The sequence below is a fragment of the Phreatobacter sp. AB_2022a genome, from assembly GCF_026847585.1.
GTDB lineage: Bacteria > Pseudomonadota > Alphaproteobacteria > Rhizobiales > Phreatobacteraceae > Phreatobacter.
On sequence record NZ_JAPSET010000008.1, the window covers coordinates 51980 to 75947 of the forward strand.

General features: G+C 68.1%; 33 protein-coding genes. 20 read left to right on the forward strand and 13 right to left on the reverse strand.

Annotation, left to right across the window (positions count from 1 at the left end; translation table 11 throughout):
- Positions 1–169 precede the first annotated feature (169 nt).
- Both OZ671_RS07985 and OZ671_RS07990 read left to right on the forward strand, forming a co-directional pair.
- Positions 170–634: a carboxymuconolactone decarboxylase family protein gene (locus OZ671_RS07985; RefSeq protein ID WP_268860248.1), complete on the forward strand. Its 465-nt coding sequence runs from the start codon at positions 170–172 to the stop codon at positions 632–634.
- Positions 635–751: 117 nt separating this feature from the next.
- A complete protein-coding gene (locus OZ671_RS07990; RefSeq protein ID WP_268860351.1) occupies positions 752–1633 on the forward strand; it encodes a sigma-70 family RNA polymerase sigma factor in 882 nt (293 codons plus the stop codon).
- A gap of 15 nt (positions 1634–1648) precedes the next feature.
- Here OZ671_RS07990 and OZ671_RS07995 read toward each other — a convergent pair whose 3' ends face one another.
- Both OZ671_RS07995 and OZ671_RS08000 read right to left on the reverse strand, forming a co-directional pair.
- Complete coding sequence (locus OZ671_RS07995) at positions 1649–2116, reverse strand: YccF domain-containing protein (RefSeq protein WP_268860249.1); 468 nt, start codon at positions 2114–2116, stop codon at positions 1649–1651.
- 88 nt (positions 2117–2204) lie between these two features.
- The gene (locus OZ671_RS08000) at positions 2205–3425 is read right to left on the reverse strand and encodes an aminotransferase-like domain-containing protein (protein ID WP_268860352.1); all 1221 of its coding nucleotides are present in this window, start codon (positions 3423–3425) and stop codon (positions 2205–2207) included.
- A 276-nt stretch (positions 3426–3701) separates the two neighbouring features.
- On the opposite strand from OZ671_RS08000, the gene bluB reads away from it, so the two are divergent.
- The gene (bluB, locus tag OZ671_RS08005; RefSeq protein WP_268860250.1) at positions 3702–4340 is read left to right on the forward strand and encodes a 5,6-dimethylbenzimidazole synthase; all 639 of its coding nucleotides are present in this window, start codon (positions 3702–3704) and stop codon (positions 4338–4340) included.
- 161 nt (positions 4341–4501) lie between these two features.
- On the opposite strand, the gene OZ671_RS08010 is transcribed toward bluB, so the two are convergent.
- Both OZ671_RS08010 and OZ671_RS08015 read right to left on the reverse strand, forming a co-directional pair.
- Positions 4502–5374 (reverse strand): MBL fold metallo-hydrolase, encoded by an 873-nt coding sequence (locus OZ671_RS08010; protein ID WP_268860251.1) that lies wholly within the window; start codon positions 5372–5374, stop codon positions 4502–4504.
- 98 nt (positions 5375–5472) lie between these two features.
- A complete protein-coding gene (locus OZ671_RS08015; RefSeq protein WP_268860252.1) occupies positions 5473–5913 on the reverse strand; it encodes a winged helix-turn-helix transcriptional regulator in 441 nt (146 codons plus the stop codon).
- Positions 5914–6020: 107 nt separating this feature from the next.
- On the opposite strand from OZ671_RS08015, the gene OZ671_RS08020 reads away from it, so the two are divergent.
- The gene (locus OZ671_RS08020; protein ID WP_268860253.1) at positions 6021–7283 is read left to right on the forward strand and encodes an MFS transporter; all 1263 of its coding nucleotides are present in this window, start codon (positions 6021–6023) and stop codon (positions 7281–7283) included.
- Between the two features lie 632 nt (positions 7284–7915).
- Here the strand turns inward: OZ671_RS08020 and OZ671_RS08025 are convergent.
- Positions 7916–8209, reverse strand: a complete 294-nt coding sequence (locus OZ671_RS08025; protein WP_268860254.1) for a hypothetical protein — start codon at positions 8207–8209, stop codon at positions 7916–7918.
- Between the two features lie 357 nt (positions 8210–8566).
- The gene (locus OZ671_RS08030; protein ID WP_268860255.1) at positions 8567–8869 is read right to left on the reverse strand and encodes a hypothetical protein; all 303 of its coding nucleotides are present in this window, start codon (positions 8867–8869) and stop codon (positions 8567–8569) included.
- Positions 8870–9063: 194 nt separating this feature from the next.
- On the opposite strand from OZ671_RS08030, the gene OZ671_RS08035 reads away from it, so the two are divergent.
- Positions 9064–9294 carry a hypothetical protein gene (locus OZ671_RS08035; protein ID WP_268860256.1) on the forward strand — a complete coding sequence of 77 codons (231 nt, stop codon included), beginning with the start codon at positions 9064–9066 and terminating at the stop codon, positions 9292–9294.
- Between the two features lie 93 nt (positions 9295–9387).
- On the opposite strand, the gene OZ671_RS08040 is transcribed toward OZ671_RS08035, so the two are convergent.
- Positions 9388–10029: a GNAT family N-acetyltransferase gene (locus OZ671_RS08040; protein ID WP_328286346.1), complete on the reverse strand. Its 642-nt coding sequence runs from the start codon at positions 10027–10029 to the stop codon at positions 9388–9390.
- Positions 10030–10321: 292 nt separating this feature from the next.
- Here OZ671_RS08040 and OZ671_RS08045 point away from each other — a divergent pair, with 292 nt between their 5' ends.
- Positions 10322–10669 carry a hypothetical protein gene (locus tag OZ671_RS08045; protein ID WP_268860257.1) on the forward strand — a complete coding sequence of 116 codons (348 nt, stop codon included), beginning with the start codon at positions 10322–10324 and terminating at the stop codon, positions 10667–10669.
- A gap of 48 nt (positions 10670–10717) precedes the next feature.
- Here OZ671_RS08045 and OZ671_RS08050 read toward each other — a convergent pair whose 3' ends face one another.
- Positions 10718–11008, reverse strand: coding sequence for a hypothetical protein (locus OZ671_RS08050; protein WP_268860258.1), 291 nt, complete (start codon positions 11006–11008; stop codon positions 10718–10720).
- 290 nt (positions 11009–11298) lie between these two features.
- Here OZ671_RS08050 and OZ671_RS08055 point away from each other — a divergent pair, with 290 nt between their 5' ends.
- A complete protein-coding gene (locus tag OZ671_RS08055; protein WP_268860259.1) occupies positions 11299–11661 on the forward strand; it encodes a VanZ family protein in 363 nt (120 codons plus the stop codon).
- Positions 11662–11847: 186 nt separating this feature from the next.
- Entirely contained in the window at positions 11848–12255 is a 408-nt protein-coding gene (gene arr, locus OZ671_RS08060) for an NAD(+)--rifampin ADP-ribosyltransferase (RefSeq protein WP_268860260.1), read from the forward strand.
- 53 nt (positions 12256–12308) lie between these two features.
- Here arr and OZ671_RS08065 read toward each other — a convergent pair whose 3' ends face one another.
- The 3 genes from OZ671_RS08065 to OZ671_RS08075 all read right to left on the reverse strand — a co-directional run bounded on the left by OZ671_RS08065 (position 12309) and on the right by OZ671_RS08075 (position 13880).
- On the reverse strand, positions 12309–12473 hold the full coding sequence (locus OZ671_RS08065) for a hypothetical protein (protein WP_268860261.1): 165 nt from the start codon (positions 12471–12473) through the stop codon (positions 12309–12311).
- Between the two features lie 301 nt (positions 12474–12774).
- The gene (locus tag OZ671_RS08070; protein WP_268860262.1) at positions 12775–13347 is read right to left on the reverse strand and encodes a hypothetical protein; all 573 of its coding nucleotides are present in this window, start codon (positions 13345–13347) and stop codon (positions 12775–12777) included.
- Positions 13347–13880, reverse strand: coding sequence for a LexA family protein (locus OZ671_RS08075; RefSeq protein WP_268860263.1), 534 nt, complete (start codon positions 13878–13880; stop codon positions 13347–13349). Before OZ671_RS08075 ends, OZ671_RS08070 begins: the two co-directional genes overlap by 1 nt.
- A 102-nt stretch (positions 13881–13982) precedes the next feature.
- Here OZ671_RS08075 and OZ671_RS08080 point away from each other — a divergent pair, with 102 nt between their 5' ends.
- The 4 genes from OZ671_RS08080 to OZ671_RS08095 all read left to right on the forward strand — a co-directional run bounded on the left by OZ671_RS08080 (position 13983) and on the right by OZ671_RS08095 (position 15979).
- Entirely contained in the window at positions 13983–14672 is a 690-nt protein-coding gene (locus OZ671_RS08080) for an XRE family transcriptional regulator (protein WP_268860264.1), read from the forward strand.
- A 147-nt stretch (positions 14673–14819) separates the two neighbouring features.
- Complete coding sequence (locus tag OZ671_RS08085) at positions 14820–15212, forward strand: hypothetical protein (RefSeq protein WP_268860265.1); 393 nt, start codon at positions 14820–14822, stop codon at positions 15210–15212.
- Positions 15213–15241: 29 nt separating this feature from the next.
- Complete coding sequence (locus OZ671_RS08090) at positions 15242–15433, forward strand: hypothetical protein (RefSeq protein ID WP_268860266.1); 192 nt, start codon at positions 15242–15244, stop codon at positions 15431–15433.
- A 219-nt stretch (positions 15434–15652) separates the two neighbouring features.
- Complete coding sequence (locus tag OZ671_RS08095; RefSeq protein WP_038311004.1) at positions 15653–15979, forward strand: hypothetical protein; 327 nt, start codon at positions 15653–15655, stop codon at positions 15977–15979.
- A 176-nt stretch (positions 15980–16155) separates the two neighbouring features.
- On the opposite strand, the gene OZ671_RS08100 is transcribed toward OZ671_RS08095, so the two are convergent.
- Positions 16156–16401, reverse strand: coding sequence for a hypothetical protein (locus OZ671_RS08100; RefSeq protein ID WP_268860267.1), 246 nt, complete (start codon positions 16399–16401; stop codon positions 16156–16158).
- Between the two features lie 251 nt (positions 16402–16652).
- Between OZ671_RS08100 and OZ671_RS08105 the strand changes: the two genes are divergently transcribed.
- Positions 16653–17003, forward strand: a complete 351-nt coding sequence (locus tag OZ671_RS08105; RefSeq protein WP_268860268.1) for a hypothetical protein — start codon at positions 16653–16655, stop codon at positions 17001–17003.
- A 117-nt stretch (positions 17004–17120) separates the two neighbouring features.
- Positions 17121–17261 (forward strand): hypothetical protein, encoded by a 141-nt coding sequence (locus tag OZ671_RS08110; RefSeq protein ID WP_268860269.1) that lies wholly within the window; start codon positions 17121–17123, stop codon positions 17259–17261.
- Positions 17262–17293: 32 nt separating this feature from the next.
- On the opposite strand, the gene OZ671_RS08115 is transcribed toward OZ671_RS08110, so the two are convergent.
- Positions 17294–17677, reverse strand: coding sequence for a hypothetical protein (locus OZ671_RS08115; RefSeq protein WP_268860270.1), 384 nt, complete (start codon positions 17675–17677; stop codon positions 17294–17296).
- A gap of 355 nt (positions 17678–18032) precedes the next feature.
- Here OZ671_RS08115 and OZ671_RS08120 point away from each other — a divergent pair, with 355 nt between their 5' ends.
- The 6 genes from OZ671_RS08120 to OZ671_RS08145 all read left to right on the forward strand — a co-directional run bounded on the left by OZ671_RS08120 (position 18033) and on the right by OZ671_RS08145 (position 23966).
- Entirely contained in the window at positions 18033–18749 is a 717-nt protein-coding gene (locus OZ671_RS08120) for an outer membrane protein (RefSeq protein WP_268860271.1), read from the forward strand.
- A gap of 250 nt (positions 18750–18999) precedes the next feature.
- Positions 19000–20109, forward strand: coding sequence for a helix-turn-helix transcriptional regulator (locus OZ671_RS08125; protein WP_268860272.1), 1110 nt, complete (start codon positions 19000–19002; stop codon positions 20107–20109).
- Positions 20110–20263: 154 nt separating this feature from the next.
- Positions 20264–20689, forward strand: a complete 426-nt coding sequence (locus OZ671_RS08130) for a GFA family protein (protein ID WP_268860273.1) — start codon at positions 20264–20266, stop codon at positions 20687–20689.
- Between the two features lie 266 nt (positions 20690–20955).
- Positions 20956–21762: an ABC transporter permease gene (locus tag OZ671_RS08135; protein ID WP_328286348.1), complete on the forward strand. Its 807-nt coding sequence runs from the start codon at positions 20956–20958 to the stop codon at positions 21760–21762.
- A gap of 18 nt (positions 21763–21780) precedes the next feature.
- Positions 21781–22923 (forward strand): ABC transporter ATP-binding protein, encoded by a 1143-nt coding sequence (locus OZ671_RS08140; RefSeq protein WP_268860275.1) that lies wholly within the window; start codon positions 21781–21783, stop codon positions 22921–22923.
- A 2-nt stretch (positions 22924–22925) separates the two neighbouring features.
- Positions 22926–23966, forward strand: a complete 1041-nt coding sequence (locus OZ671_RS08145; RefSeq protein ID WP_268860276.1) for an extracellular solute-binding protein — start codon at positions 22926–22928, stop codon at positions 23964–23966.
- The last annotated feature ends 2 nt before the right edge of the window (positions 23967–23968 follow it).

Here is a 23968-nt window from a genome sequence, read left to right on the forward strand (position 1 = left end):
AACTGGACGAGCTCGGAACGGGAGGCGCCGGCCCTCCCATTCGCTGCGGCGGACGCCCTGGCGCGGCATCGGCTTCTTTTTCGAAAGATTCGACGGGCGATGTCACAGCCCCGGAAGACGCCTCGTCTTCGGGTCGGACGCACGGTTGCGCCATCAACGGAGACAAGACATGACACCGCGCCAGAATCCCTTCGCCGCCGCCCCTAACGTGCTTCAGGCCATGCTGGACGTCAGCAGCAAGGCCACCGAGAGCGGCCTCGAAAAGAGCCTCCTCGAGCTCGTGAAAATGCGCGCGTCACAGATCAACGGCTGTGCCAATTGCATCCACATGCACGGTCGGGAAGCCTTGCAGGCCGGCGAGACGGCCGAGCGCCTCCTGCTGCTCGACGCGTTCAGGGAATCGCCGCTCTATACGGCGCGCGAGCGGGCTGCGCTGGCCTGGACCGAAGCCCTGACCCAGCTCGCCGGCTGCCATCCTTCCGACGAGGACTATGCGCTTCTGCAGGAGGAATTCTCGCCGGAGGAACAAGCCAAGCTCACCTTGATGATCGTCACCATCAATGCCTGGAACCGCTTTGCGGTCGGCTTCCACTTCGTTCACCCGGTGGAGCGGCCAGCGCGAAAGACGGCCTGAGGCGGGATTTGGCGGCCCGAAGCAGGGCTTGGCCATCCACGGCAGGACCGGGCCACCTGAGGCAAGGCGCGCGGCCCGGCCCGCGACAAGGCCCGGCCGCGCCGCGAGGAGGAGACGATCGTGAATGACGACGGACAGGCCTTCGACCGGCTCAGGCCACGGCTCCAGCGTGTCGCCTATCGCATGCTCGGCGTGATGGCGGAGGCGGAGGATGTCGTGCAGGACGCCTATCTCCGCTGGCACAGGACCAGGCGCGGCGCGGTGGTCAATCCCGAGGCCTTTCTCACCCGCACTGTCACGCGGCTCTGCCTCGACCGGCTGAAGTCGGCCCGCGTCCGGCGCGAGACCTATATCGGCGAATGGCTGCCCGAGCCGATCATGGAGACCGAAACGGAAGAAGATGCCGACGACCTCACGCTGACGCTGATGCTGGCGCTGGAGCGCCTGTCGCCGCTGGAACGCGCTGCCTTCCTGCTGCACGACGTCTTCGGCCAGCCCTTCGAGGTCGTTGCCGATGCAATCGGCCGGGCACCGGCGGCCTGCCGCCAGCTCGCGGCGCGGGCCCGCGAGCACGTCCGCACCGCGCGGCCGCGCTTTCCGGTACCACGCGACCACGGGCTTGAAATCGCCGATGCCTTCTTCGCGGCCAGCCGGTCCGGCGACGTATCGGCGCTCAAGACCCTGCTCGCGGCCGATGTCGTGATGAGGGCGGACGGCGGCGGCAAGCGGCCGGCTGCCCCGCAGCCGATCCACGGCGCGGAAGCCGTCGCCGCGTTCTTCGCAAGCTTTGCGGCAAAGCCCGGCTATCAGCCACCACAGATTCTCGCGCGTGGCCTGATCGACGGCCTGCCAGGCATCGTGTCGCTGCAGCAGGGCGTGCTGCAGACCACCATTTTCGCGATCGAAAACGGCGAGATCGTCGGCGTCTACGTCATGCGCAATCCGGACAAGCTGGGCTATATCGCGGGGCAGGTCGGCGGCGAGGCCGGCCTTGCCTGACGGGCCCCGCTCCCCCTAGCGCGAGCGCGCGGAGGCCAAGGTGTTCGCCGCATTGTGCTGCCGCGCGAGGGCGGCGACGTCGGTCGACACGATGCGCTTGCCCAGCGGGAACACCGAGGCCTGGGCAAGCTTCAGATGGGCGAAGCCGAAGGGAATGCCGACAATGGTGGCGAACCACAGGACCGCCGCGATCAGGTGGACCACCATCAGGGCGAAACCGAGCGGCACGAACCAGATGATATTTCCAAGGAGGCGCAGCGGGCCCATCGCGCCCGGATCGCGGCCGGTCAGATGCGTGACCGGCACCAGCTCGCGGCCGAACGGAAAGAACGTGTAGCTGCCCAGCCGGAAGCAGGCGAAAGCCCAGGGCAGCCCGACAATGGTCGCCGCGGCGATCAGTCCGGCAAGATACCACATGAGCCCGGCGATCACCCCGCCGACCACGAACCACAGGACATTGCCAGCGAAACGCAGAACGTCCATCGCACCCTCATCCGGCTGCTGCCCCACGGCAGCGCCAGGGCAAGATGTAGGCGCGCCATGTGTCCGCGCCAAGGCCGCGGCGCCGCGATCAGGCCCGCCTGCTCGCCCCGATCAGCCGGCCGAGCCGCATGATGCCTTCGTCGATCGCGGCGTCGCCCGCCAGCGAGAAGTTCAGCCGGATCGTGTTGGTGCCCGAGCCGTCGGCATGGAAGGCGCTGCCCGGCACGAAGGCGACCCGCTCGGTCTCGATCGCGCGGGCGAGCAGTGAAGCGCCGTCCATGCCTTCCGGCAGGGTCACCCAGATAAACATGCCGCCCTCGGGACGCGACCAGGCGACGCCCTCGGGCATGTGCCTGTCGAGAGCGGCCAGCATCCGGTCCCGCCGGTGGCGATAGGCGGCGCGGATCTTGGCCACCTGGTCGGCGAAGGCATGCTCCGCGACATGGTGCATCGCCATCTGGTTGATGCTCGGGCTATGCAGGTCGGCCGCCTGCTTCATCAGCACCAGCTTGGTGATGACCGGCGCCGCCGCGCAGACCCAGCCGACGCGCAGGCCCGGTGCCAGCGTTTTCGAGAAGCTGCCGCAATAGATGGTGCGCGTCGCGTCGATATGCCCCTTGCGCGCGATGTCGAGCGCGAGGATCGCCGGCACGGGCTCGCCGTCATAGCGCAGCGCCTGGTAGGCCTGGTCCTCGATGACAGCAATATCGAGCTCGTCGGCAAGGTCCAGCACGCGCTCGCGCGCGGCGCGATCCAGCGTCTCGCCGGTCGGATTGGCGAAGTCCGGGGTCAGATAGGCGAGCTTCACCCGCCCGCCCGCCTGCCCGGCGGCCTCGGCATAAGCCGCCGGGGTTAGATTGCCCTGCGCCGGGTTGAGCCGGTCATAACGCGGCTCATAGGCATTGAATGCCTGCAGCGCGCCGAGATAGGTCGGCCAGGTAACCAGCGCCGTATCACCCGGCGACAGCAGCAGCTTGCCGAGATAATCCAGCGCCTGCTGCGAGCCCGAAGTGATCACGATGTTGTCGATGCCGCAGGGCACGCCGATCTTGGCCATCTCGCCGACCAGCCAGCGGCGCAGCGGCGGAAAGCCTTCGCTGATCGAATATTGCAGGGCCGCGCCGGCATTGGCCGTCGTCAGCGCGTCCTGATAGGCGGCCCGGAAGGCCGCGTCCGGGAACAGGGCAGGATCGGGAATGCCCCCCGCGAACGAGATGATGTCGGGCTGGTCCAGGAGCTTCAGGAGCTCGCGGATCTCGGACGCGCGCATCCGCTCCGCCCGGCTCGCAAATTTCGCATCCCAGCCCATGGTGTCCTCGCTCGGGTGGTCTTCGGGTCGCATTGTTGCGCGCACCATGCTCCCTTGGACATTTTATGTCAATAATACTGACCTATTTGGCATATCTGCCATTCGGCCGCCCGGTCGGAAGCCTCGGAGAGCGGATCAAGTCAGCCATTTGTCAAGCAATGACAAGACTTTGGCGACAAGCGCTGCGATCGTGATTCACGATGAGCGCCGGGTCAGGTTGACTTCTCCCGCTCGGCGCGCGAGGCCATATCGGCATGTTGAGGAAGGCCCACGTCCTTGTCGCAAACCGCCGATCATTTCAGCAGCGACTTCCGGGCCACGTTCGAACGCCTCCTGGCCTGGCGCCGCGACGTCCGCCACTTCCGCCCCGATCCCCTGCCCGAGGGGGCGCTGGCCCGCCTGCTCGCGATCGCCGCCGCGGCGCCTTCCGTCGGGCTCAGCCAGCCCTGGCGCTTCGTCTCCGTGGAAAGCCAGGAGCGGCGCGACGCGATCCGTGCCGATTTCGCCCGCTGCAACGCCGCCGCGCTGGCGGCGCAGCCCGCCGACAGGCAGGCCCGCTACGCCCGGCTGAAGCTCGAAGGCCTCGACCAGGCTCCGATCCATCTTGCGGTCTTTGCCGATCCTTCGTCCGGTCAGGGCCACGGGCTCGGCCGGATGACCATGCCGGAAACCTCGGCCTATTCGGCGGTCATGGCGATCCACACATTGTGGCTCGCGGCCCGCGCCGAGGGCATCGGCCTCGGCTGGGTGTCGATCCTCGACCCCGCGAACATCGCCGCGCTGCTCGATGTGCCCGCCGCCTGGCAGTTCATCGGCTATCTCTGCCTCGGCTATCCCGTTGCCGATCACGACACGCCGGAACTCGAAAGGCTCGGCTGGGAGCGCCGCGCAGCGCCGAGCCTCGTCCTGCGCTGAGACGTCAGCGCATAAAAATGGCCCCGCCAGATGGCGGGGCCAGGTGATGGAGAATGACGGGACATATCGGCCCGCACTCCCGGCAAGGGCGATCGCCGGGGCAGCCGGGCGTCCCGCATAAACAACACGGCAGATACGTGAAAGTTCCAGGCCGGGTCCGGTCAGCCCTCGACCATCTCGCAGCTGAAGCCCTCGCCCCAGCGCTTGATGCGGCCGATCGACGGCGAGGGAAAATGGGCCGTGCAGCAGAGCGTCTCGGTGTCGCAATAGTGCTCGAGGAAGGCGCGGCGCGTCTTCGCCGCCGCCGCCTGATCGGCGTCGAAACGCATGGAGAGCTCGGGATAGCGCGCCTGCAGCGGCGAATGGATGAGGTCGCCGGTCATCACCGCGACGTCGCGGCCGCGGCCGAACGCCACCGCCACATGGCCCGGCGTATGGCCCGGCGTCGGTTTCAGCCTGACATGGTCGCCGATCGCGTGGCCGTCGCCGACAATGTCGGCGCGCCCGGCCTCCACGACCGGCAGAACGCTGTCGCCGAACGCCACGATCGGCGTCCTGGCGTTCTGCTCGGTCCAATAGGCGTATTCGCTCGCGCCGAACAGATAGCGCGCCCTGGGAAAGGTCGGCACCCAGCGTTCGCCGTCGCGCCGCGTGTTCCAGCCGACGTGGTCGGCGTGGAGATGCGTGCACATGACGATATCGATGTCCTCGACGCCAAGGCCTATGGCAGCCAGGCCGCGCAGATAGGTATCGTCGGTCTTCTGGTGCCAGGTCGGACGCGTCGGCCGATGCTTGTCGTTGCCGATGCAGCTGTCGACGAGGATGGTGTGATGCGGCGTGCGCACGACATAGGACTGGAAGCACAGGACCAGCATGTCGTCGGCGTCCAGCGCCGCTGGCCGGAGCCATGCCCGGTTCTCCGCGAGCTGCTCCGGCGTGAGGCCGGCGAGCGTATCGAGGGCCGCGAAGAACGGCACCTGCTGCTCGACGATGCGATGAATGGTGATGTCGCCGAGGCTGAAACTGGTGCTCATGGACAGGGTCCGCGCGGAAGGAGGCCCGGAAGCCTCGCACGGACCCCGGCCGGGCGGAAGCGTCGAAACGGCAGGAGAGCGTTGAGCCGGCCCGCCGTTCAGACGCGCCGGATCATGACGTCGTCGGGGCCGAGCCTGCGCCCGTCGGCCGCTTCCAGCGCCAGCCGCTTCACCTCTTCGCCCGTCGCGGCGTCGCGCATGGTCGAATGCGGCTCGCCCGGCGCATAGAAGGTCGCCTCCCCCCACTGCCTGAGCGCCACCATGACGAGGAACAGCCCGCGTCCTCTTTCTGTCAGCACATAGCGGTGATAGGCGCCGCCATCCGGCGCCGCCTCGACGGCAAGAATGCCGGCCGCCGTCAGCGTGCGCAGGCGCGCGGCGAGAATGTTCTTCGCAAGCCCGAGGCTCTTCTGGAATTCGCCAAAGCGGCTGAGGCCGTCGAAGGCGTCACGGATGATCATGAGCGACCACCAGTCGCCGATGGCATCGAGCGCGCGGGCCACCGGGCATGGATCGCCTTCCAGGCTGGTTCGCTTCATCTCGCTCCGTCTCAGGCAGATCACGATGTTTTCGGTTGCAAGATAAAACCGGCCTGTCTATGCCGCAATTGGTTTCATAATTAAACCACTTGCGGCAGGAGATGCGCATGACGATCGGAAACGAAGCGACGGCCGCCGGCGAGCCCCTGGGCTCGGCCGGCGCGACAGCGCAGATCCGGGCGCCGGGACTGAGCACGCCCCTCGCACTGCTTTTCGCCCTCGCCTCTGGCTTGGCGGTGGCCAATGTCTATTTTGCCCATCCCCTGCTCGATCGGATGGCCGAGGATTTTGCCATCGGCCATGGTGCGATCGGCCTTGTGATGACCGCGACGCAGATCGGCTATGGTCTCGGTCTCCTGCTGATCGTGCCGCTCGGCGATCTGCTCGACCGCAGGCGGATGATCGTCGGCCAGACCATCGCTTCGGCCGCGGTCCTGCTGCTGGTCGCGACCGCTCGGGCCGGCGCTGTCTTCTTCGCCGCGCTCGCCGTCATGGGTCTGCTCGCCGTGGTGACCCAGGCACTGGTCGCCTATGCCGCCAGGCTTGCCCGCCCCGAGGAGCGTGGCAAGGCCGTCGGCACGGTCACCAGCGGCATCGTCATCGGCATTCTGCTGGCCCGCACGGCTTCCGGTACCATTGCCGACCTCGCCGGCTGGCGCGCCGTCTATCTCGTCTCGGCCGGGCTGACCCTCGCGGTCGCCCTGATACTGGCGCGCGCGCTGCCGCGCGATGCGAAGCCGGCAGCGGCAGGCTCCTATCCCGCGCTCATCCGATCCATGGCGCGGCTGTTCGTCGAGTTGCCGGTGCTGCGCATCCGCGCGACACTGGCCATGCTGATCTTTGCGGCGATCGTCACCCTGCTCACCCCGCTGGTGCTGCCGCTGAGCGCGCCGCCCTTCTTACTGAGCCATACCGAGATCGGCCTGTTCGGACTTGCCGGCGCCGCCGGCGCGCTCGGTGCATCACGCGCGGGCGCCTGGGCCGACCGCGGCCTTGCCCAGCGCGTCACCCTGATCGGCCTTGCGCTCATGCTGGTCGCCTGGTTGCCGATCGGGCTGCTGCAGGTCTCGCTGCTCGGACCGATCGTTGGCGTGGTGATCATCGATTTCGGCCTGCAGGCCGTGCATGTCACCAACCAGGCGATGATCTATGCCGAGCGACCGGAGGCGCAGAGCCGGCTCACCGCAGGCTATATGATCTTCTATTCGATCGGCAGCGCCGGCGGCTCGATCGCCTCGACCCTCACCTATGACCGCTTCGGCTGGACCGGGGTGACGCTGCTGGGCGCGGCGATCAGCGCCACCGCTCTCGTCTTCTGGGCGGCAACCCGGGGACTGACGCCCGCTCGCCCGGCTCGAACCGTCTCGTGAACGGCCGCAGGCCGGATTCGGCGGCCTCAACGCAGATCCCGAACGCGTTGCCAGCCGCCGTTGCGGAACGCGAAGACGCGGGCGCCCGTGCGGTTGGCCGCCCGTGCGGCAGGCCGGCCTCGTCGATGCGCTGGCCGTCGTCGGACAGTTCGGTTCAGGTCAACCGCAGACCGGCCGGATTGCGCCCGCCAGTGGTGCGCGCATCGCCCCGGGGGGACAGTCGACCATTGTGATCGCGGCGGCTTTGCCATAGGGCGCAGCCTCTGCCGTGCTGACGATCTGGGCAGGCGCGACAAGGCTGCGCACCGTGATGGACGGCACTAGAAACGCGGCCTGAACCGGCATATGGCGCGCAAAACTGCTCGTGAAGGTATCGAAATCGCGACCAGCTCAGCCCCGGTGGCCCGATCAGGTCGGCTCGACATCCACGCCCCCTCACGCGCCCGCCGGCACGGTCGATCCGGCCAGCGTCAGTCCCAAGAGAAACCACCCGGAAGGAAGCCTCAGGCCCCGATCGTCGTTCTCGCCAGACCGTCCCTTACGCCGTCGCGGCATGTGTGGTGCCACTCCCAGCAGGCAGGAGCCGAGCCCCCAAGCGAGCAGGTACCCGCAAGGGCCGGACCGGCGATCGGCTAAGCTGCAACCTGCGCCGCCCCCTCCGGACGCCACCAGACCAGCGGGCCTTGCGGCGTATGGCCGTGCACGCCCCGCCCGGTGTTTACGGCCGAGGCCGTGACGGCCCAGGGCGCGCGGATGCCGAGCTCGTAGTGCTGGACAATGGCAAGCGCAGCCGCGCGGCGGATGCGCGGGTCGGTGCCGGCCTCGCCCAGTTCGCGACAGGTCGCGTCGAAGACGCGTTGCATCTCGTTCAGAGCTTCCGGTCCGAACACGTCGTCAATATCGAGATCGGCGAGAGCGCTGCGCATGGTGAGCCTCCCTTCCCTGGTTCGGCGGCCTTTTTGAAATGGACTCTTTTTGGCTTGCGCCGACGGTCCTCCGCCGTACGTAGCAGACAATTCATAAAGCAATGTGACAGGCTGATTCGCTGCGTCAAGAGCCTCGCGCACGCCGGCCGACCTGCGCCAGCCGCGGAGCCGCCGCTGGTGCCAGCGAGCCCACCCACGACGAGAGGACGCGCTGGAGCGGGCAAAGACATGGCACGCAGGCCAGATCGCTGATCAACAAAGCTTGAACGGGCGGACGCGCTGCCGGTCTCGTCCTGCCGGTGCGGCGCCGGCCATTGCCTGACATCCGGAGCGCCGCGGGGTGACGGGCCGCAGCCGCTATTTGACGACTTCGAGATGACCGTAGATCGCCCCGTAGGAGACATTCTTGCGCCGGTCGTCGGCGAGAACGCCGATATCTTCGAGCAGCGCGCGGATCGCCCGCTTCGGATCGCCGTCGAACTCGGCGAGCACGGCTTCGACATCCTCGTCGGTCGGCACGTAGGGAATACCGGGTGGCGACAGGCCGACATCGTAGCCGGTGCCGTCCTCCTGCAAGCCATCGCTCACCGCCCATTCCCGCCGCGCATCTTCGGCCATGGGCAGAACCGGCACCATTTCGAACCTGGCTGCCTGGGTCATGGAATCACGTCTCCTGGCTGACGCCCCTTATGTTCCCGTTATGTTCCATTTCGGGCCGGCATGCAAGCGCCACGACGACGAGGCCCCTCGCCCGGCACGTCACGTGGTGGAACGATACCGCCGGAAGGGAGTTGCCTTGGTGCATGGCCGTCGTACAGGCTGCCGGCGGGGCGACTCACCAGGAGATAAATTTGATGTCCGACAACACTCAGAACCGCCGCGCGCTGGTCCTCGGCGGACTCGCCGGCCTCCTTGGCCTCGTCGCGCTCGGCAGCGAAGCCCAGGCGCAGGGTTATGGCTGGGAGCGGGAGCGCCGGCTCCGGGAGCGCGAGCGGATGATCGAGCGCGAGCGCCGCATCCGCCGCTACGAGCGTGAGCGCGAGCGCGAGCGCCGCATCCGGCGCCGGCTGCGCCACGGCTACTGAGCCGCTTTTCGCCTTTCGCTGCCTGTGACACCCGAAGCCCGCGCCTGCCGGCGCGGGCTTTACTGTTGAGGCGTTCGGCGACGCAAGCCGGGTTCAGGCAGCGCGCGGCAGGCAGAAAATGTCGAGGCCAGCGACGTCGGCCTCGATGCGCCGCCAGCCCAGCCGTTCATAGAAGGCCGCGTTGCGGGGCGTCGCACAAAGATAGACGCACTCGACGCCGCCGGCGAAGGCGACTGTCGCGGCCGCCTCGACCAGCGCTGCGCCGATGCCCCGGCCACGCTGCTCCGCCTCCACCCAGACCGCTGCCACCCACGGACGATAGAGCGGCCGCTGCTCCATATCGCTGTCGATCACCGAGGCTGTTCCGAGGAAGAGGTCGCCCCGATGGGCCACCAGGGCCGTCGGAACCGCGCCCGGCACGAGACTTTGCTCGACGCCGCGGCGAAGTGTTTCCAACGGCACGCCCTCCTCCCGCCACCAGGCGCGCCAGATGCGGTCGGCGACGTCGGCCAGGAAGCGCGGCTGGGCGCGCAGATCCGAAACGACAAAATCCCGCACGTCCACGATCTCCTCAGCCGGCCCATAGCCGCGATTGTCGGACCGGGGCCTGCCGCTGCCGGCACCGTCCGCATCGTGCACCGACACGTGGGCCGCGCCGGCCGACGGGGAGCCGCCACGGGGAGTGCTGCTTGTGGCACTGCAACTGCCGAAAGGACAACTTTCGGCGGCAGCCACAGTCCCCTCAATTGCACAATGCTGATGCCCGTTCACGTGAGTCGGCGGCCGAAAGCGGGTAATGCCTCGTCGCGAAGAAGCGCTTGGACGATCGTTTGTTCTAAGCATCATCAGTCAAATAAGTAAGTATGCTGATACAAATCGGAACGAAAATCATCCTTTCGCGGCATTGCGCGGCTGATCGGACTTTTTTTCACGCGAATGTGACATGCGGGAATATCGTACCACTTGCACATCGCGGTGGTTGTATCAGCATCTCGAATCGTCGGTTTGATTGCAGGGGGGCGGCACCATGCGAGACTATCCGAGCCAGCGTGTTCTGACAGTCGAAGGGACAGGCAAGAACGGACGCATCTATCTGGCCGAGGTCAAGCTCGGCACGCTCACGGAAAAAGGCATCATCAGGATGCTGCAACGGCTGGTGGCGAGCCACCTGACGCCGGCAGAGATCATCGCCGCCTCGCTGCCGCAGAACGCAACCGGGTATCGACCGTTGCTGGAGCCCAAGATCACCGCGTCGGAGATCCGCGTCGGCGTCATGCCCTATTACGTTGCGACCGTGACACCGAGCGACAGCGACGGGGCGGCCCTGACCTTCCGGCCCGCGCCGCGTTCGGCCCCGCCGCGCCGGTGGTTCTGATGGATGCGCCGGGACTCGTTCCCGGCATTCGCCAGGCCGGCTTCCCTATCAGGCTCGCCCGGCCCCGGGCTGAGAGCGCATGAAAACCGCGATCATCGCCGTCCACAGGCCACGCGGCCGCTGAGCCGCCCGGCGCGCCGCCTTGAGCGCATGCGCGGCGAGACGTTCGGGATCCGTCGACCCTGCCGCGTAGCGCGACGTGATGGCGCGCGCCAAAGCCTCATGCAGGTGGCCCGATCCGCCCCCAAGTCCGAGATCGTCGCAGCAGCGCCGATAGATAGCCCGCATGGCGGTGCGATCTGCCGACGAGAAGGAACGGCCCGGAGGGATGGTGGCCATGGCAGGCAGCCTCTCAGCGATGCGGGATACGGGGCCTCGATTGCGGCAAATTGTGCGTTGCCGGTATGTGAATACAATGGCGCGAAAGCCTTAAGCGATCCTTGCCTGCCGTTAACCTATCAGCAGAGACCTGCGCGAGTCACGATTGTGCGAGGGCCATGGTTCTGCCGGAGATCCGGTGCTATTGAGGCGGCCTTAGCGGCGCCTCGGTTCGGGCGATCGCAAGCGCCTGCGCGCGGCGGGCTGTGCCGGACGGACCCAGGCCACCACTCCAGGATCTCATGTCGTCAATGCCCGCTTCGCCCGCTCCGGCCCTTGCGACCCTCGTCATGCGCGCCGCCGCATGGGGCCTGCTGCTGGCCGTGCTCGTCATGACGCTCGGGCCGATCGGGCTGAGACCGGTCACAGGTCATTCCGCGGGTTTCGAGCGCTTCGCCGCCTTCGCCCTGATCGGCGGCCTTTTCGGCCTTGCCTATCCGCGCCGCTGGCTTGTCGTGCTCGTCCTTGTCGTCGGCTCCGCCGCAGCCCTCGAGATCCTGCAGGAACTGGCCCCCGGGCGGCACGGTCGCCTGATCGATTTCGCGATGAAGGCGGCCGGCGGGCTATGCGGCATCGTCGCCGCGGCCCTCGTCAACCGACAGGCCGGCCGCTAGCTGCCCGATCCGAGCACCATTCGCCGCCAACGTCCGGGAGCGTCGAACGCCATCGCGCGGGCCAACTCGCCAAAGCCCCGCTTTCCCATTGTCATTGTCTGGCCTGGGACGGGACTTGCGGCACACCGGGGGCCAAGCCTTATGAACGCGGGCCCGCGCTCCGCATCACCAGAGGGACAGCAGGCCATGTCTTCCGACTCCACTGCGCGCCAATTCTTCCACGGCACCCGGGCGGACCTGAAACCAGGCGACCTGATCGCCGCCGGCCACCGCTCCAACTACGGCTCGCGGAAGCCCATGTCCTGGGTCTATTTCACCGGCACTCTGGATGCGGCGATCTGGGGGGCGGAACTTGCGGCCGGCGACGGGCGGGAGCGGATCTATGTCGTCGAGCCGACCGGATCGATCGAGGACGATCCCAACCTGACGGACAAGAAATTTCCGGGCAACCCGACGCAATCCTATCGCTCCCGAGAACCGCTCCGGGTGACGGGCGAGGTCACCCGGTGGCAGGGCCATTCGCCCGAACGCCTGCAGGAGATGAAGGAGCACCTCGCGCGCCTGAAGGCTCAGGGCATCGAGCCGCTCGACTGATCGCCGGACCGACGGCATGTGCCAGGCATCAGGTGCGGGACAGGTGCAAGGCGTCAGGCGACGAAGCCCGGGACTTCAAGGCTCGCGCCCAGCTCGCGGCTGCGATCGGATTCCTGCTCGGACGGCGAAGGATTGGGCGGGTTGGACGGATAGGAGCCGGCGCTGACGCAGCCGGCGAGGGACAGGGCAAGGAACAGTGCGGTCAGGGCGGCACGCATGATGGAATCCGGTTGGAGAGATCGGGACGAGCCTCGGGCCCGCGAGGTCACGGCATAGAGCCTTCCGGCGCTCCGGGCCAGCCGGACCAACGCGGCCCCGCCATTTCAGCCGCGGCCGCCCGTCTGCGACGGCGGCGAGCCGGATGGGCCGATGTGATAGTTGGCGCCGCCGCAGCCGGCCAGCGCCAGTGCGAGGGCAAGAACGGCGAACAGCGAACGCATGGCGAACCTCGATTCGGTGACGCCGCACGGTAGACCCGCGGCACTGATCGCGCCAATGCCGGCGCCGATACCGCCGTCCCTAATGGGTCGCGGCGTGGCTTGCGCGCCGCCGCCGGCCGGCGATGCCGAAATGCCAGGCGAGCGCGCCAAGGCCGCGCCGGAGGCTGTCCAGATTGCGTGCCTCCTGACCGTCGACGGCCACGCTTTCGACCTCGGCGACCACCTGATAGCCCGCCTCGCGGAGAACCCGCTGCGCTGCGGCCCAGCGCCGCCGCGTCGCCTGGTCCCGCTCTTCGGGCGTGCGCATGTCCAGGCCGCCCGTGCCAGGCTCGGCAAGTTCCGATACAGCCGCGATCGGCCCTGCCGGCAGGCTCCGGGGCGAGGCGATCGGCGCGTCGAGAGCGCGCCGGTAGGCTGCGACCAGCACACGCCAGGCCTTCCCTGCCTCATAGGCATCGGCATCGATCAGGCCGGCCAGCGCCAGCCGTCCGAGCGGATCGGCCGCCCGTTCGTCGCGGAAATCGGCAAGGCCGCGACGATGCGGCTGATTGCGCGCGACCGACAGGATGTCGTCGGTGCGGCCGGCGCGCGAGGGCTGGCCGTTGGGCTGTCGCACGACGATCTTGCGTTTGCGTCCGGGGCGTCTGGCCATCAGCGGGCCCCTCCCTTGTCCGCCGGCGCTGCACCGCCCCTGCCGGCCAGGCTGATGGGCGCGCGGTCGCCCGCACCCGGCATCGCCTCCGCGGCCGTCGTCGTCACGACCCCGGGGCCCTTCAGCGCGCGGGAGAAGGCCGGGTGGCGCAGGCCGTCCAGAACGAGCCCGGCCACCAGTTCACCGACCGGGATCCCGGCCGTGGCCGCGCAGGCTTCGGCACGTCGATAGGTATATTCGGGCAAGGCGAGCAGGACATGACCGGGCCTGGCCGTCTCCGGCGCGGGCGCGATCGAACGCGCGCAGCCGGCAAGACGCCGGATCAGGCCGCGCGCCTCCAATCCCCTGACCAGGCGATGGATCCCGGACAGCGACGACAGCGCGAGATGTGCCGCCATTTCGGCATAGGAGGGCGCGGGCCGCCCCTGTTCGAGTTCGGAGCGGATGAAGGCAAGCAGGGCCGCCTGCCGCCGGGTGAGGCTCAGGGGGCGCCCTTGGGCCGGCGCCTGGCCGTGATCGGCTGGGTGTGTCATGACCGTGAATTTAAGCGACACTTTCAGAATAATCAAGCGTCACTTTGTCGACTCAAGCAAGCAATGCTTTACAATGCCCCGCCATGATAACGGAGGCGCCCCATGGCACAGCCCGACAGGCCTACGACGCGTGGCGAGCGCATTCGCGCCGCGCGCCGGCAGCGCGGCTGGACGCAAGGCCAGCTCGGCGAGGCGCTCGGCGTATCCTCGCAGGCCGTGTCGCAGTGGGAGCAGGGCCGCACGGACCCGGAGATCGACCGGCTGCAGATGGCGGCCGACCTTCTGGGGGTCGCGCGCGACTGGCTGACCTCAGGCCTCGGCCCGGATCGGACCGAGGGAGCGGCGTCGGCGGTCTCGCCATTCACACCGGCCATCGTCCCCGGCACGGAACTGGTCGGCGCGCGCGATTTTCCGATCTACGCCGCGGCGCAAGGCGGCGAAGGCCACCTCATCGTGACCTTCGACCCGATCGAGGTGGTGAAGCGCCCCGCCATCCTGGAAGGCGTAAAGGGCGCCTACGGCATCCTGGTCTACGGCGACTCGATGTCACCGGCCTATCGCTGGGGCGACATGGCCCTGATCAATCCGCACATGCAGCCGGCCCGCGACGAGGTGCACGTCTTCTACGATCACGGCCCCACCGGCGAAGCCGAGGCCATCATCAAGAACCTTGTCGGCTGGAATGACCGGACCTGGAAGCTCGAGCAGTTCCGGCCGGAGCGGCAATTCGAGGTGGCCCGCGTCGACTGGCCGATCTGCCACCGCGTGGTCGGCAAGTACAACCGGCGCTGATCCCATCGCGGGTGATCGGAAGTCCTCCACAACCGCCCCTCTCCGATCACGCCACGCGCTTCGATCCGGTAAAGCAAAAGTCGACAATTTTATCTTTCACATCAATATTTAATCCCTTCCCCAACCGACTTTTTGCGGACACATTTCTTGTGTCTTTCCGCCGGCTCGATAGTTGCCCACCGACGATTTGATCTATTCATTGACTCCTGGCGACCGGAGGCCCCGATGACGAGCTGGCTTTTGCGCGATGTTGGCCCAGACACACTCATTCTCATCTTCATCTTGCTCATGATGGTCATCGCCGCGTCGCTTTGGATGCAGGTGCTCGGCCTTGCGCGGCAGCGGGCGCACCTGCAGGCGATCGAGAGCGCGCTGCGCCGCGCGGCCGATCGTGACGAGGACCTGACGCGCGTCATCGCGACCCTGCGCGGCCGCATCGCCCGGGTCGAGCAGCGGCTCGACGCCGAATGGGGCGCAGCCCCCGAAACCTTCTTCTGGGATCGCCTGCTGGCTCAGGGCGATCGCAAGGACCGCGGCTGAGCGCGGCCGCAGCGAACCGGGAGGATATGATGGACGAGCTGATCCCGACCGCCGTCAATATCGACGGCGCCCTGCTGATCGTGCTGGCGACCCTGCTCTGCCTCGGCGCCCTCGGCCTTGCAGGCCTGCGGCAGACCCAAGCGGAGATGGCGGTGCTCAAGCGCCTCGACCGCCAGGCCGCGCGGCTCGGCATGCCGAGACTGCCGAAAAAACCACGCTAAAGGGGCGACAAACCAAGGGAATCGCCTATTGTCGCGAGCGATGATTTGTCCGGACTTTCACGAGCCTGGGGAAACATCCGCGTCCACCACATCAGCCGGTCCTGAAACAACGACCGTCGAAAGGTACGAGCCCTTCATCGCTTCCAGCCCGGGGCACAGCCGCGGCGGCACCGGGAACCGGACAGCCATCCTGACGTTGTCAGTCGAGGAGACGATTTCATGCGCCTGAGCACGACACCTCTCATCGCCTCACTTGCCGTTTCGATCCTCGCCCTCGCCGCCTGCCAGACATCGCCACCGCCGACCCCGGCGCCACCGCCCGCCCCCGGCGAGGCGGCGATCTGGGGCCGCGCCGACTGCCAGCGCGCGCCCGGCCGTCCCGACCTCGTGCGCGACTTCGAGAACGCCAAGCAGATCTGCGGCGTCACCGGCGAGCCCTATCAGGCGAGCGGCCTGCAATGCATGGCCCAGCGCGGCTATCTCTACCGCTCGCGCGCCGCACATGACCGCGCCTGCGGCGGGCCGCCGGCCGCGCCGGGCCGCTGACTTCATCCTTCGATTCCGATTCGACCAGAGCCCACAAGCCGCTGATTTCGCAGCCGCTTGTGGGCCGGACGGAGCGCCGCGAGACGGTTACCGACAGCCCCGTCGGCCCGGAACCAAACGTTAATCGCAAGACGGCTTCGCCGGCGAAACCGCCAGCGCCAGCCCGCGTCGCCGCTTCAGGTCTGCAGGATCTCGTCGGGCAGGCTGCCATAGACCCCGAGAACGACGCTTTCGGTGAACTCGCCGGTCTCCGGATCGCCGGTACGCGCAACCGCGACGGCACCGCCGCCCCGCGCTGCGAGCCGCAGGGCTTCACGGCAAGCCGCCTCGGCCGACTGCCACTCCCGGGCGTCGCATTGGATCATCCGCCCCTTCTTCGACCATTCAAAGGGCTGGACCACAAACCAGGTCGCCACCGCCATGCCATGTCCCATCATGTTCCGCCGAGCCTTGCCGATCGCGCAAGCCGCGTGGGCCTCCCCGCCCCGCGCGCCGACGGGCTCGATCTTGCGCCCAAGATTTGGAACATATCAAGAACAAAAATGAGATGTGGACAGCCGGCCGGCTCGGTCGAAGCCCTTGCCAGGTGATCTGGCGCCGCACCGCCCTTGACCAGCAATGAAAGCAATGCTTTCATTGCTGGTCACCACCCATGCAAGCGGTCTGACACCCGATGCGCCGTCACCTCGAACTCGCCCTGGACGAGCTCGCCATCCTGCCGCAGGTCTCCGGCAGTGACGGCCGAAGTCACGATGTCCATCTCTTCGCCCATGGCTCGGCCGACGTGATCGTCGATGCCGAAGGCGGCTGGCAGGTCGTCGAGATCTATCTGGAGACATCCGAAGTCGTGCCGCTGGCCGGCGGCGGCCTGACACGCCGGTTCGCGCGGGTCGGGCGGGCCGAGCCGCATTGGAGCTGGATCGAGGCGGCGATCCGCCGTGCGCTGGGCGCGCATGTGGAGGCCGAGATCGGTGCGCGCTGGCCGGCAGCCCGCGGCAGTGATTTGGCAAGGAACGCGACCTAATCTGCCGGCCACGCTCCGCTGTAAGCTCCACGTAATCCGCTGGGGTGAGAACAAGGCACGCGTTTCGGTTCCTCGTGGAAACGAAACGGTGCCATCGACAGCCCCTGAGGAGGCGACATGATCCGACATGCCGAACACCAGCCCTTCCGCCTGCCGCCCTCGCGCATGGAGCGCTCGCGCTTCTGGACCGGCGCGGTCGCCATGGCTGTGCTGGTAGCCGGGGTCTATGCGCTGCTCATCACCACGCCGCTGCCCTGACCGGGCGCGCCGGCCCACCTCGACACGCCGGATCAGTCGTCGAGCGCCTGACAGAACCGATAGTTCTCGCCGTCGAGCGTCATCGTCCGCGGCGACAGAACGCGGATGACGCGCTTGATGACCGGCGCGTTGGTTGTGGCGATATCGGCTTCGTCGCCTTCGCGGCAGGTCGCGTCGAACGAATTGGGACGTCCGGCCTGAGGCGCGACGGTGCAGGTCATGCGGCTGGTCGAGACGCCGCGGCTGTCGATGTTGAACACTTCCGTTTCGGCGCTGGCATTGCCGCAGCGGACATTGGCCGGCAGATAGAGGCCGGGCTCCAGCGGCAGTGTCGTGGCGCCGGCGGCGCCCCCGGTCAGGACCAGCATGGCGGCCAATGGCATGGCGCGCAGCGATCGGGGCAAGTTTCCGGTCATCAACATCTCCTGCAATGCCGAACGCCGGCTGATCCTTGGCGTCCGGACCGAAACGGTCAAGCGGGAACCGGGCGGTGGCCCCGGCCGCTGTGGCCGATCCGCCACGGCGACAACGCCAACGCCCGCGCGAACGTTCCCAGCCTTCCGTATCACGGAACCGTCACCACCGTGGCGCGTTGCCGGCACATTCCTGGTGGCCTATCCGGGTCGGTCGCGGTGCCACGCGACCGGTCCGAAAGGCCTGGCCCGGACGGCGTCATAGCAGGCGGCGGGCCGCAATCGGGAACCGTAGCCGGCCGGCCGCAAATTCGCTCCGTGCGCCCGGTCCCTGGACAGTAGCAGAAGGAACGATCTGATGAAGAAGCTCCTCCTCGCAGGCAGCGCCGTGGCTGCGCTGGCTTCCACCGCCCAGGCCGCCGATCTCGGCGCCGCCCGCCCGGTGGAAGTCCCTGCCGCCATCGTGGCGCCCCCGCCCTTCACCTGGACCGGCTTCTATGTCGGTGCGCATCTCGGCTGGGGTTCGTCACGCTCGACCTACCGTGACGCGACGGGCGTCTATCAGGAGACGGCGTCGACCGGCAACGGTCTCTTCGGCGGCGCCCAGGTCGGCTACAACTGGCAGATCAACCAGTTCGTGCTGGGTCTCGAAGGCGATGTCGCCGGCGCCGGCATCAACAAGCGCACCGAATTCAACAACGGCGACGCCTTCCGCACCTCGGTGCCGTTCCTGGCTTCGGTCCGTCTGCGCGCGGGCTACGCCTTCGACCGAGCCTTGATCTACGCGACCGGCGGTCTCGGAATTGGGACCTTCTCGCAGAAATATTACGACTTCTCGGCCAATACGACCCTGTCCTCGTCCTCGACGCGGCTCGGCTACGCGATCGGTGGCGGCATCGAATATGCCTTCATGCCGAACTGGAGCGCCAAGGTCGAATATCTCTATTACGGCTTCGGCGACCGCACGCCGGGCTTCACCGAACGGGACCGGACGGCGCAGAACATCCACACCATCAAGCTCGGTGTGAACTACCTGTTCAATACCGGCCCTGGGCCGGCAACGGCCCGCTACTGATTGTCCCTCCCGAACGGGCCGCCTCCGGGCGGCCCGTTGCCGTTTCGGCCCGCTCGAACCTTGCCGCCGTCCGTCGTGCCAAACACCTTACGCCCTGAAGGCAGCCGGCCGCCGGCGACCAGGCCGTTCGCGAGACCCTGTCCGGATGAACCGGACCGGGAGATCCTGCACAGAACGGGAGGACGACTCGGCGCGGGCGTGAAAGCCCTGCCGGACCGGCCGGCGCTTTCGGCCGGTTCGGGGAGCGGTCATGGCGGCAGCGGAATTTCAAGCAGACGACGACCGGCTCGTCGAGGCGGTCTACGACACAGTGATGCGGCCGGAACAATGGCCCGACATGCTCGACCAGCTCGCGGCCCATGCCGATTGCCTGACGGCCACGCTGATCGCAGCCGAAAGCCTGGCGATCACCGCCTGGGCCGGCAATGCCGCGAGCTCCAGCGCCATGAACAGATTCTTCCGCGATGGCTGGGCCGCCAGCGATCCGACCCTGACGCGGGCGCTCGCCGCAGGCACCACGGGCTTCGTCGACGACCACGCTCTGTTCAGCCCCGACGAGATCGACAGCCTGCCGCTCTATCGCGCCTTTCGCCGGCCGAGCGGCCTCGGCTGGCAGGCGGTCACCGTCATCGACGCGACGGCGGATCGGCCCGTCCTGCTGTCGGTGCATCGACCGTACGAGCGCGGCCCCGTCGCGCCCGAAGCGATCGCGCGGCTGGATCGGCTGCGTCCGGATCTTGTCCGGGCGGTGAGGCTTTCCGCGCAGCTCGAGCGCGAGCGGGCCGACGCCGTCGTCGCGGCGCTCGCACGGCTCGGGCTGCCGGCCGCAACGCTTGCGGCCGACGGCCGGTTGCAGGCTGCGAATGCGGCCTTCCGCGACCTGATGCCCGGTCTTGCGGAGGACCGGCCCGACCGGCTCGGTTTCGTCGATGCCGCCATCGACCGCCCGTTCCGCAACCGGATCGAACGCGGCCCTGCGGACCGCGGCACCGGCAGGCTGACCCTGCCGGTTACCGCCACCGGCGGCGACGCGCTGATGGTCCATCTGGCGCCGCTCCCGGCCGCCACGCCGGACGTGTTCGGCACCGCGCGCTGGCTGGTCACCTGTGCGCGGACCGGCGACGCCGGCGGTGTCGACCCGGTGCTGCTGCAGACCCTGTTCGGCCTGACCCCGGCCGAGGTGCGGGTGGCGCGCGGCCTCGCCAGCGGCGAAACCTTGAGCGGCCTTGCCGCCCAGCACGGACTGGGCCGCGAAACCGTGCGCAGCCAGCTCAAGAGCGTCATGCTCAAGACCAAAACGCATCGCCAGGTCGACCTCGTCCGGCTGCTGACCGGCATGGCGCGGCTCACCTGGGCCTGACCGGCCGGACAAAGGCCGAGCGCCCCTGGCTCCGCCGGCGCCGGTTGACACCGGCGCAGGCCCCCGGACTATCATCGCCCTGCCGGCCCCGGCTTCAGGCGCAGGCGCGGCCGGTTGCCTGCAGATCACGAAACATCACGCCGGGGACGCGCAGATGGCCGAAACGACCGGTGCCGTGCGACGCCTGACCGGGCGCTGCCTGTGCGGCGCGGTCGAATATGACGTCGCCGACGCCTTTCGTTACGCCATGAACTGCCACTGCTCGCAATGCCGGCGCGCCACCGGCTCGGCCTTCAAGGCCTTCGCCGGAATTCCGGCCGTCGACTTCAGGCTGGTCCGCGGCCATTCCGGCCTGCTCGTCCATGGCGACCGGGCGGCGGCGCACGACCTGCACTGCGGCACATGCGGATCGCTCCTCGGCTCGGTCGTGCGCGGGGGCCACATCGTCCATGTCACCATGGGCACCCTCGTCGACACGCCGTCGATCCGTCCATCCCGGCACATCTTCGTCGGCTCGAAGGCGTCCTGGCACGAGATCACCGACGACCTGCCCCGCCACGAGGCCTTTCCCGATGACTGAACGGCGCGCGTCGTTGCGGACAAGCCCCATCCCGGCGGCCGAGACCACCGTACATTCATCCGCTTGACACGCACTTACAAGCAGGCCAGTCTGAATGTATCAGGCGATGGCAGCGCCGCCGTCTCCTGACATTTCCGACATTTGCAGCGACCACGCGCCCAGCGCGCGGCAGGATGGGCCATCTCATGACCGCATCCCACGATCCCCTGCACGCGGTCGCCGCCGGGCACCGCGTTCCGACCGTCCTGCCAGGCGCGCAGGCGCCGATGCTCGCCGGGCTCGGGCGCCTTGCCTATCGGCTCGTCGTCGTCGCCGCCTATGCCCTGATCTTCGCGCCGGTCGTGATGGTGGTGACCACCTCGTTCTTCGCCGACGAGATCGTCTCGTTCCCGCCGAGCGGCCTGACCTTTCAATGGTACGTCAACGCCTGGGCCAAACGCGAATTCGCGCGCGGTTTCGAGACGAGCCTCAAGGTGGCGCTGGTCGCGACGCTGATCGGCGTGCCGCTCGGCACGGCAGCCGCGCTCGCGCTCGTGCGCTCCAACATGCGGATGAAGCCGGCGATCAACAGCCTTCTGCTCGGGCCGCTCGCCATGCCCGGCGTGGTCGCGGGCGCATCGCTCTACATGTTCTACCTGAAGCTCGAAAACCTCATCGACCGCGACGTCAATGCGACCATCACCGGTCTCGTCGCCGCGCATGTGCTGCTGACCATTCCGTGGACCGTGCGGCTCGCCACGGCGAGCCTGCAGGGGCTCGACCGCGGACCGGAGGAAGCGGCCGCCAATCTCGGCGCGAGCCCGTTCACGGTGTTCACCCGCATCACCCTGCCGATGCTGCGGCCGGGCATCGTCGCCGCAGCGATCTTCTCCTTCATCGCCAGCTTCGAAAATCTCGAAATCACCCTGCTGCTTGTCGGGCCGGGCCTGACGACCCTGCCGGTGGCAATGCTCAACTATCTGGAGTTCCGCATGGATCCTACTCTTGCGGCGGTCGCGACCGTCCAGATCCTGCTGATCGGCACGCTGATGCTGATCACCGACCGCTTCGTCAAGCTGTCGCGCGTGCTCTGAACGGCAAGGCGGAGACCCATGGCCAGCCTTCGGCTCGAACAGCTTTCCAAACGCTACAATGATGCGCTCGCGGTCGCCGGCGTCGATCTCGATGTCGCCGAGGGCGAGCTCGTCGCCCTGCTCGGCCCCTCCGGCTGCGGCAAGACCACCACGCTGCGCATGGTCGCCGGCTTCATCAAGCCGACCGCCGGTCGGGTGATCATCGGCGCCGAGGATGTCACCGCCCGGCCGCCGCATGCGCGCGATACCGGCATGGTGTTCCAGTCCTATGCGCTGTTCCCGCACATGACGGTGGCCGAGAACGTGTCGTTCGGGCTGGAAATGCGCAAGATCGCCCGGCCCGAGCGCGAAACGCGGATCGCCGAGGCCCTGCGCATGGTCCGGCTCGACCACCTCGCCCAGCGGCTGCCGCGCGAGCTTTCCGGCGGCCAGCAGCAGCGCGTCGCGCTTGCCCGCGCGCTCGTCATCAATCCCGCCGTCTTCCTGCTCGACGAGCCGCTCTCCAATCTCGACGCCAAGCTGCGCGGCGAGGTCCGGCTCGAGATCCGCAATCTGCAGCAAAGGCTCGGCCTCACCACGCTGATCGTCACCCATGATCAGGAGGAAGCGCTGACCATGGCCGACCGGCTGGTGGTGATGGACCGCGGCCGCGTCCGCCAGATCGGCACGGCGGAGGATCTCTACGAGCGCCCTGCCGACGCCTTCGTCGCCGGCTTCGTCGGCCGCTGCAACCTGATCGACGGCGCGGTGGAGGCCGAAGGCCGGTTCCGCTCCGGCACCGGTATCGTCATTCCCTGCGCGACCGATACGGCGAAGACGGCCAGCGGCACGGTCGCGCTGCGTCCCGAACGGATCTCGCTGACGCCGGGCGCGCCCGAGACGGGCACCCGCGGCGGCGAAGCCGGCGTCGCGGCGCGGGTTGCCGCCGTCACCTATCTCGGCGCGCAGACCGAATATCACCTCGACCTCGGCGGCCTGAGCCTCCTCGCCGTGCAGTCGACGCCGTCGGGCGACGATCCGCTGAAGGCCCTGCGGCCGGGCGCCCCGGTCACGCTGAACTGGGACCGTGCCGCCGCCCGTATTCTGCCGCCCACGCCGGACGCCGACCATCGCGATGCCGATCAGCACGGCGTCGGCAACCACCTTCATCAGGGAGCCTGAGGATGAACCTGACCCGCCGCAACGCATTGATGGGAACCGGCGCGCTCGCCGCCTATGCCGCCGGATTGCCGGGCCTTGCCAGGGCGCAGGGCGCAGGGCAGGTCGTGGTCGGCACCTGGGGCGGCGACTATGGCGAGCTGCTGCGCCAGATGATCGACGAGCCGCTGATGAAACCGCAAGGCGTGGAGGTCCTGCAGGACCTCGCCAATGCCGATCCGCGCAAGACCAAGCTGATCGCCGAGCGCCAGAGCCGGCGCGGCTCGATGGACGTCACCTGCCTTTCCGACAGCGACATGTACCTGATCGCCCAGCAGGGCGTGTTCGACGAGGTGCCGCTCGACCGGGTGAAGGGCTCCGGCGCGATCATCCCGGCGCTGCGCAAGAGCTACGCCATTCCGCACATCTATTCCTACCGGGTGATCCTCTACAATCCGAACAAGGTGACCACGCCGCCGAAGTCCTATGCGGACCTGTTCGACCCGAAATGGCGCGGCCGCGTCGGCCTCTCCGACATCCTCTATCTCGCCAATACGGAATCGGCCGCGCTCGCCGGCGGCGGCAGCGTGTCGAACTACGAGCCTGCCCAGAAGAAGCTGATGGAATGGCGCTCGCTCGACGTGAAGCTCTATCCGTCCAACGAGGCGCTGGCGGCGGCGCTCAAGGCCGAGGAGGTCTGGCTCACCGTCATGTGGCTGGCGCGCGGCTTCATGTGGCAGAAGGCCGGCATCCCGCTGAAGCATGTCGTGCCCGCGGAAGGCGCGACCACCATCGTGTTTGAGGCGGCCGTGCCGAAGAACGCGCGCAACAAGGACAACGCCTGGCGCTATCTCGACGCCATGCTGGACCCGAAGGCCCAGGCCGGCTTCGCCGACCGGATGGGTTATGTGCCGACCGTGACCACCGCGACGCTGCCGCCCGAACTCGCCCAGCAGCTCAGTCTTACCGACGCCGAGCGCGACCGGCTGCTGACGCCCGACTTCGCCTATGTCACCCGCAGCCAGAGCCAGATCCTCGAGTTCTGGAACAAGCAGTTCAAGGGCTAGGG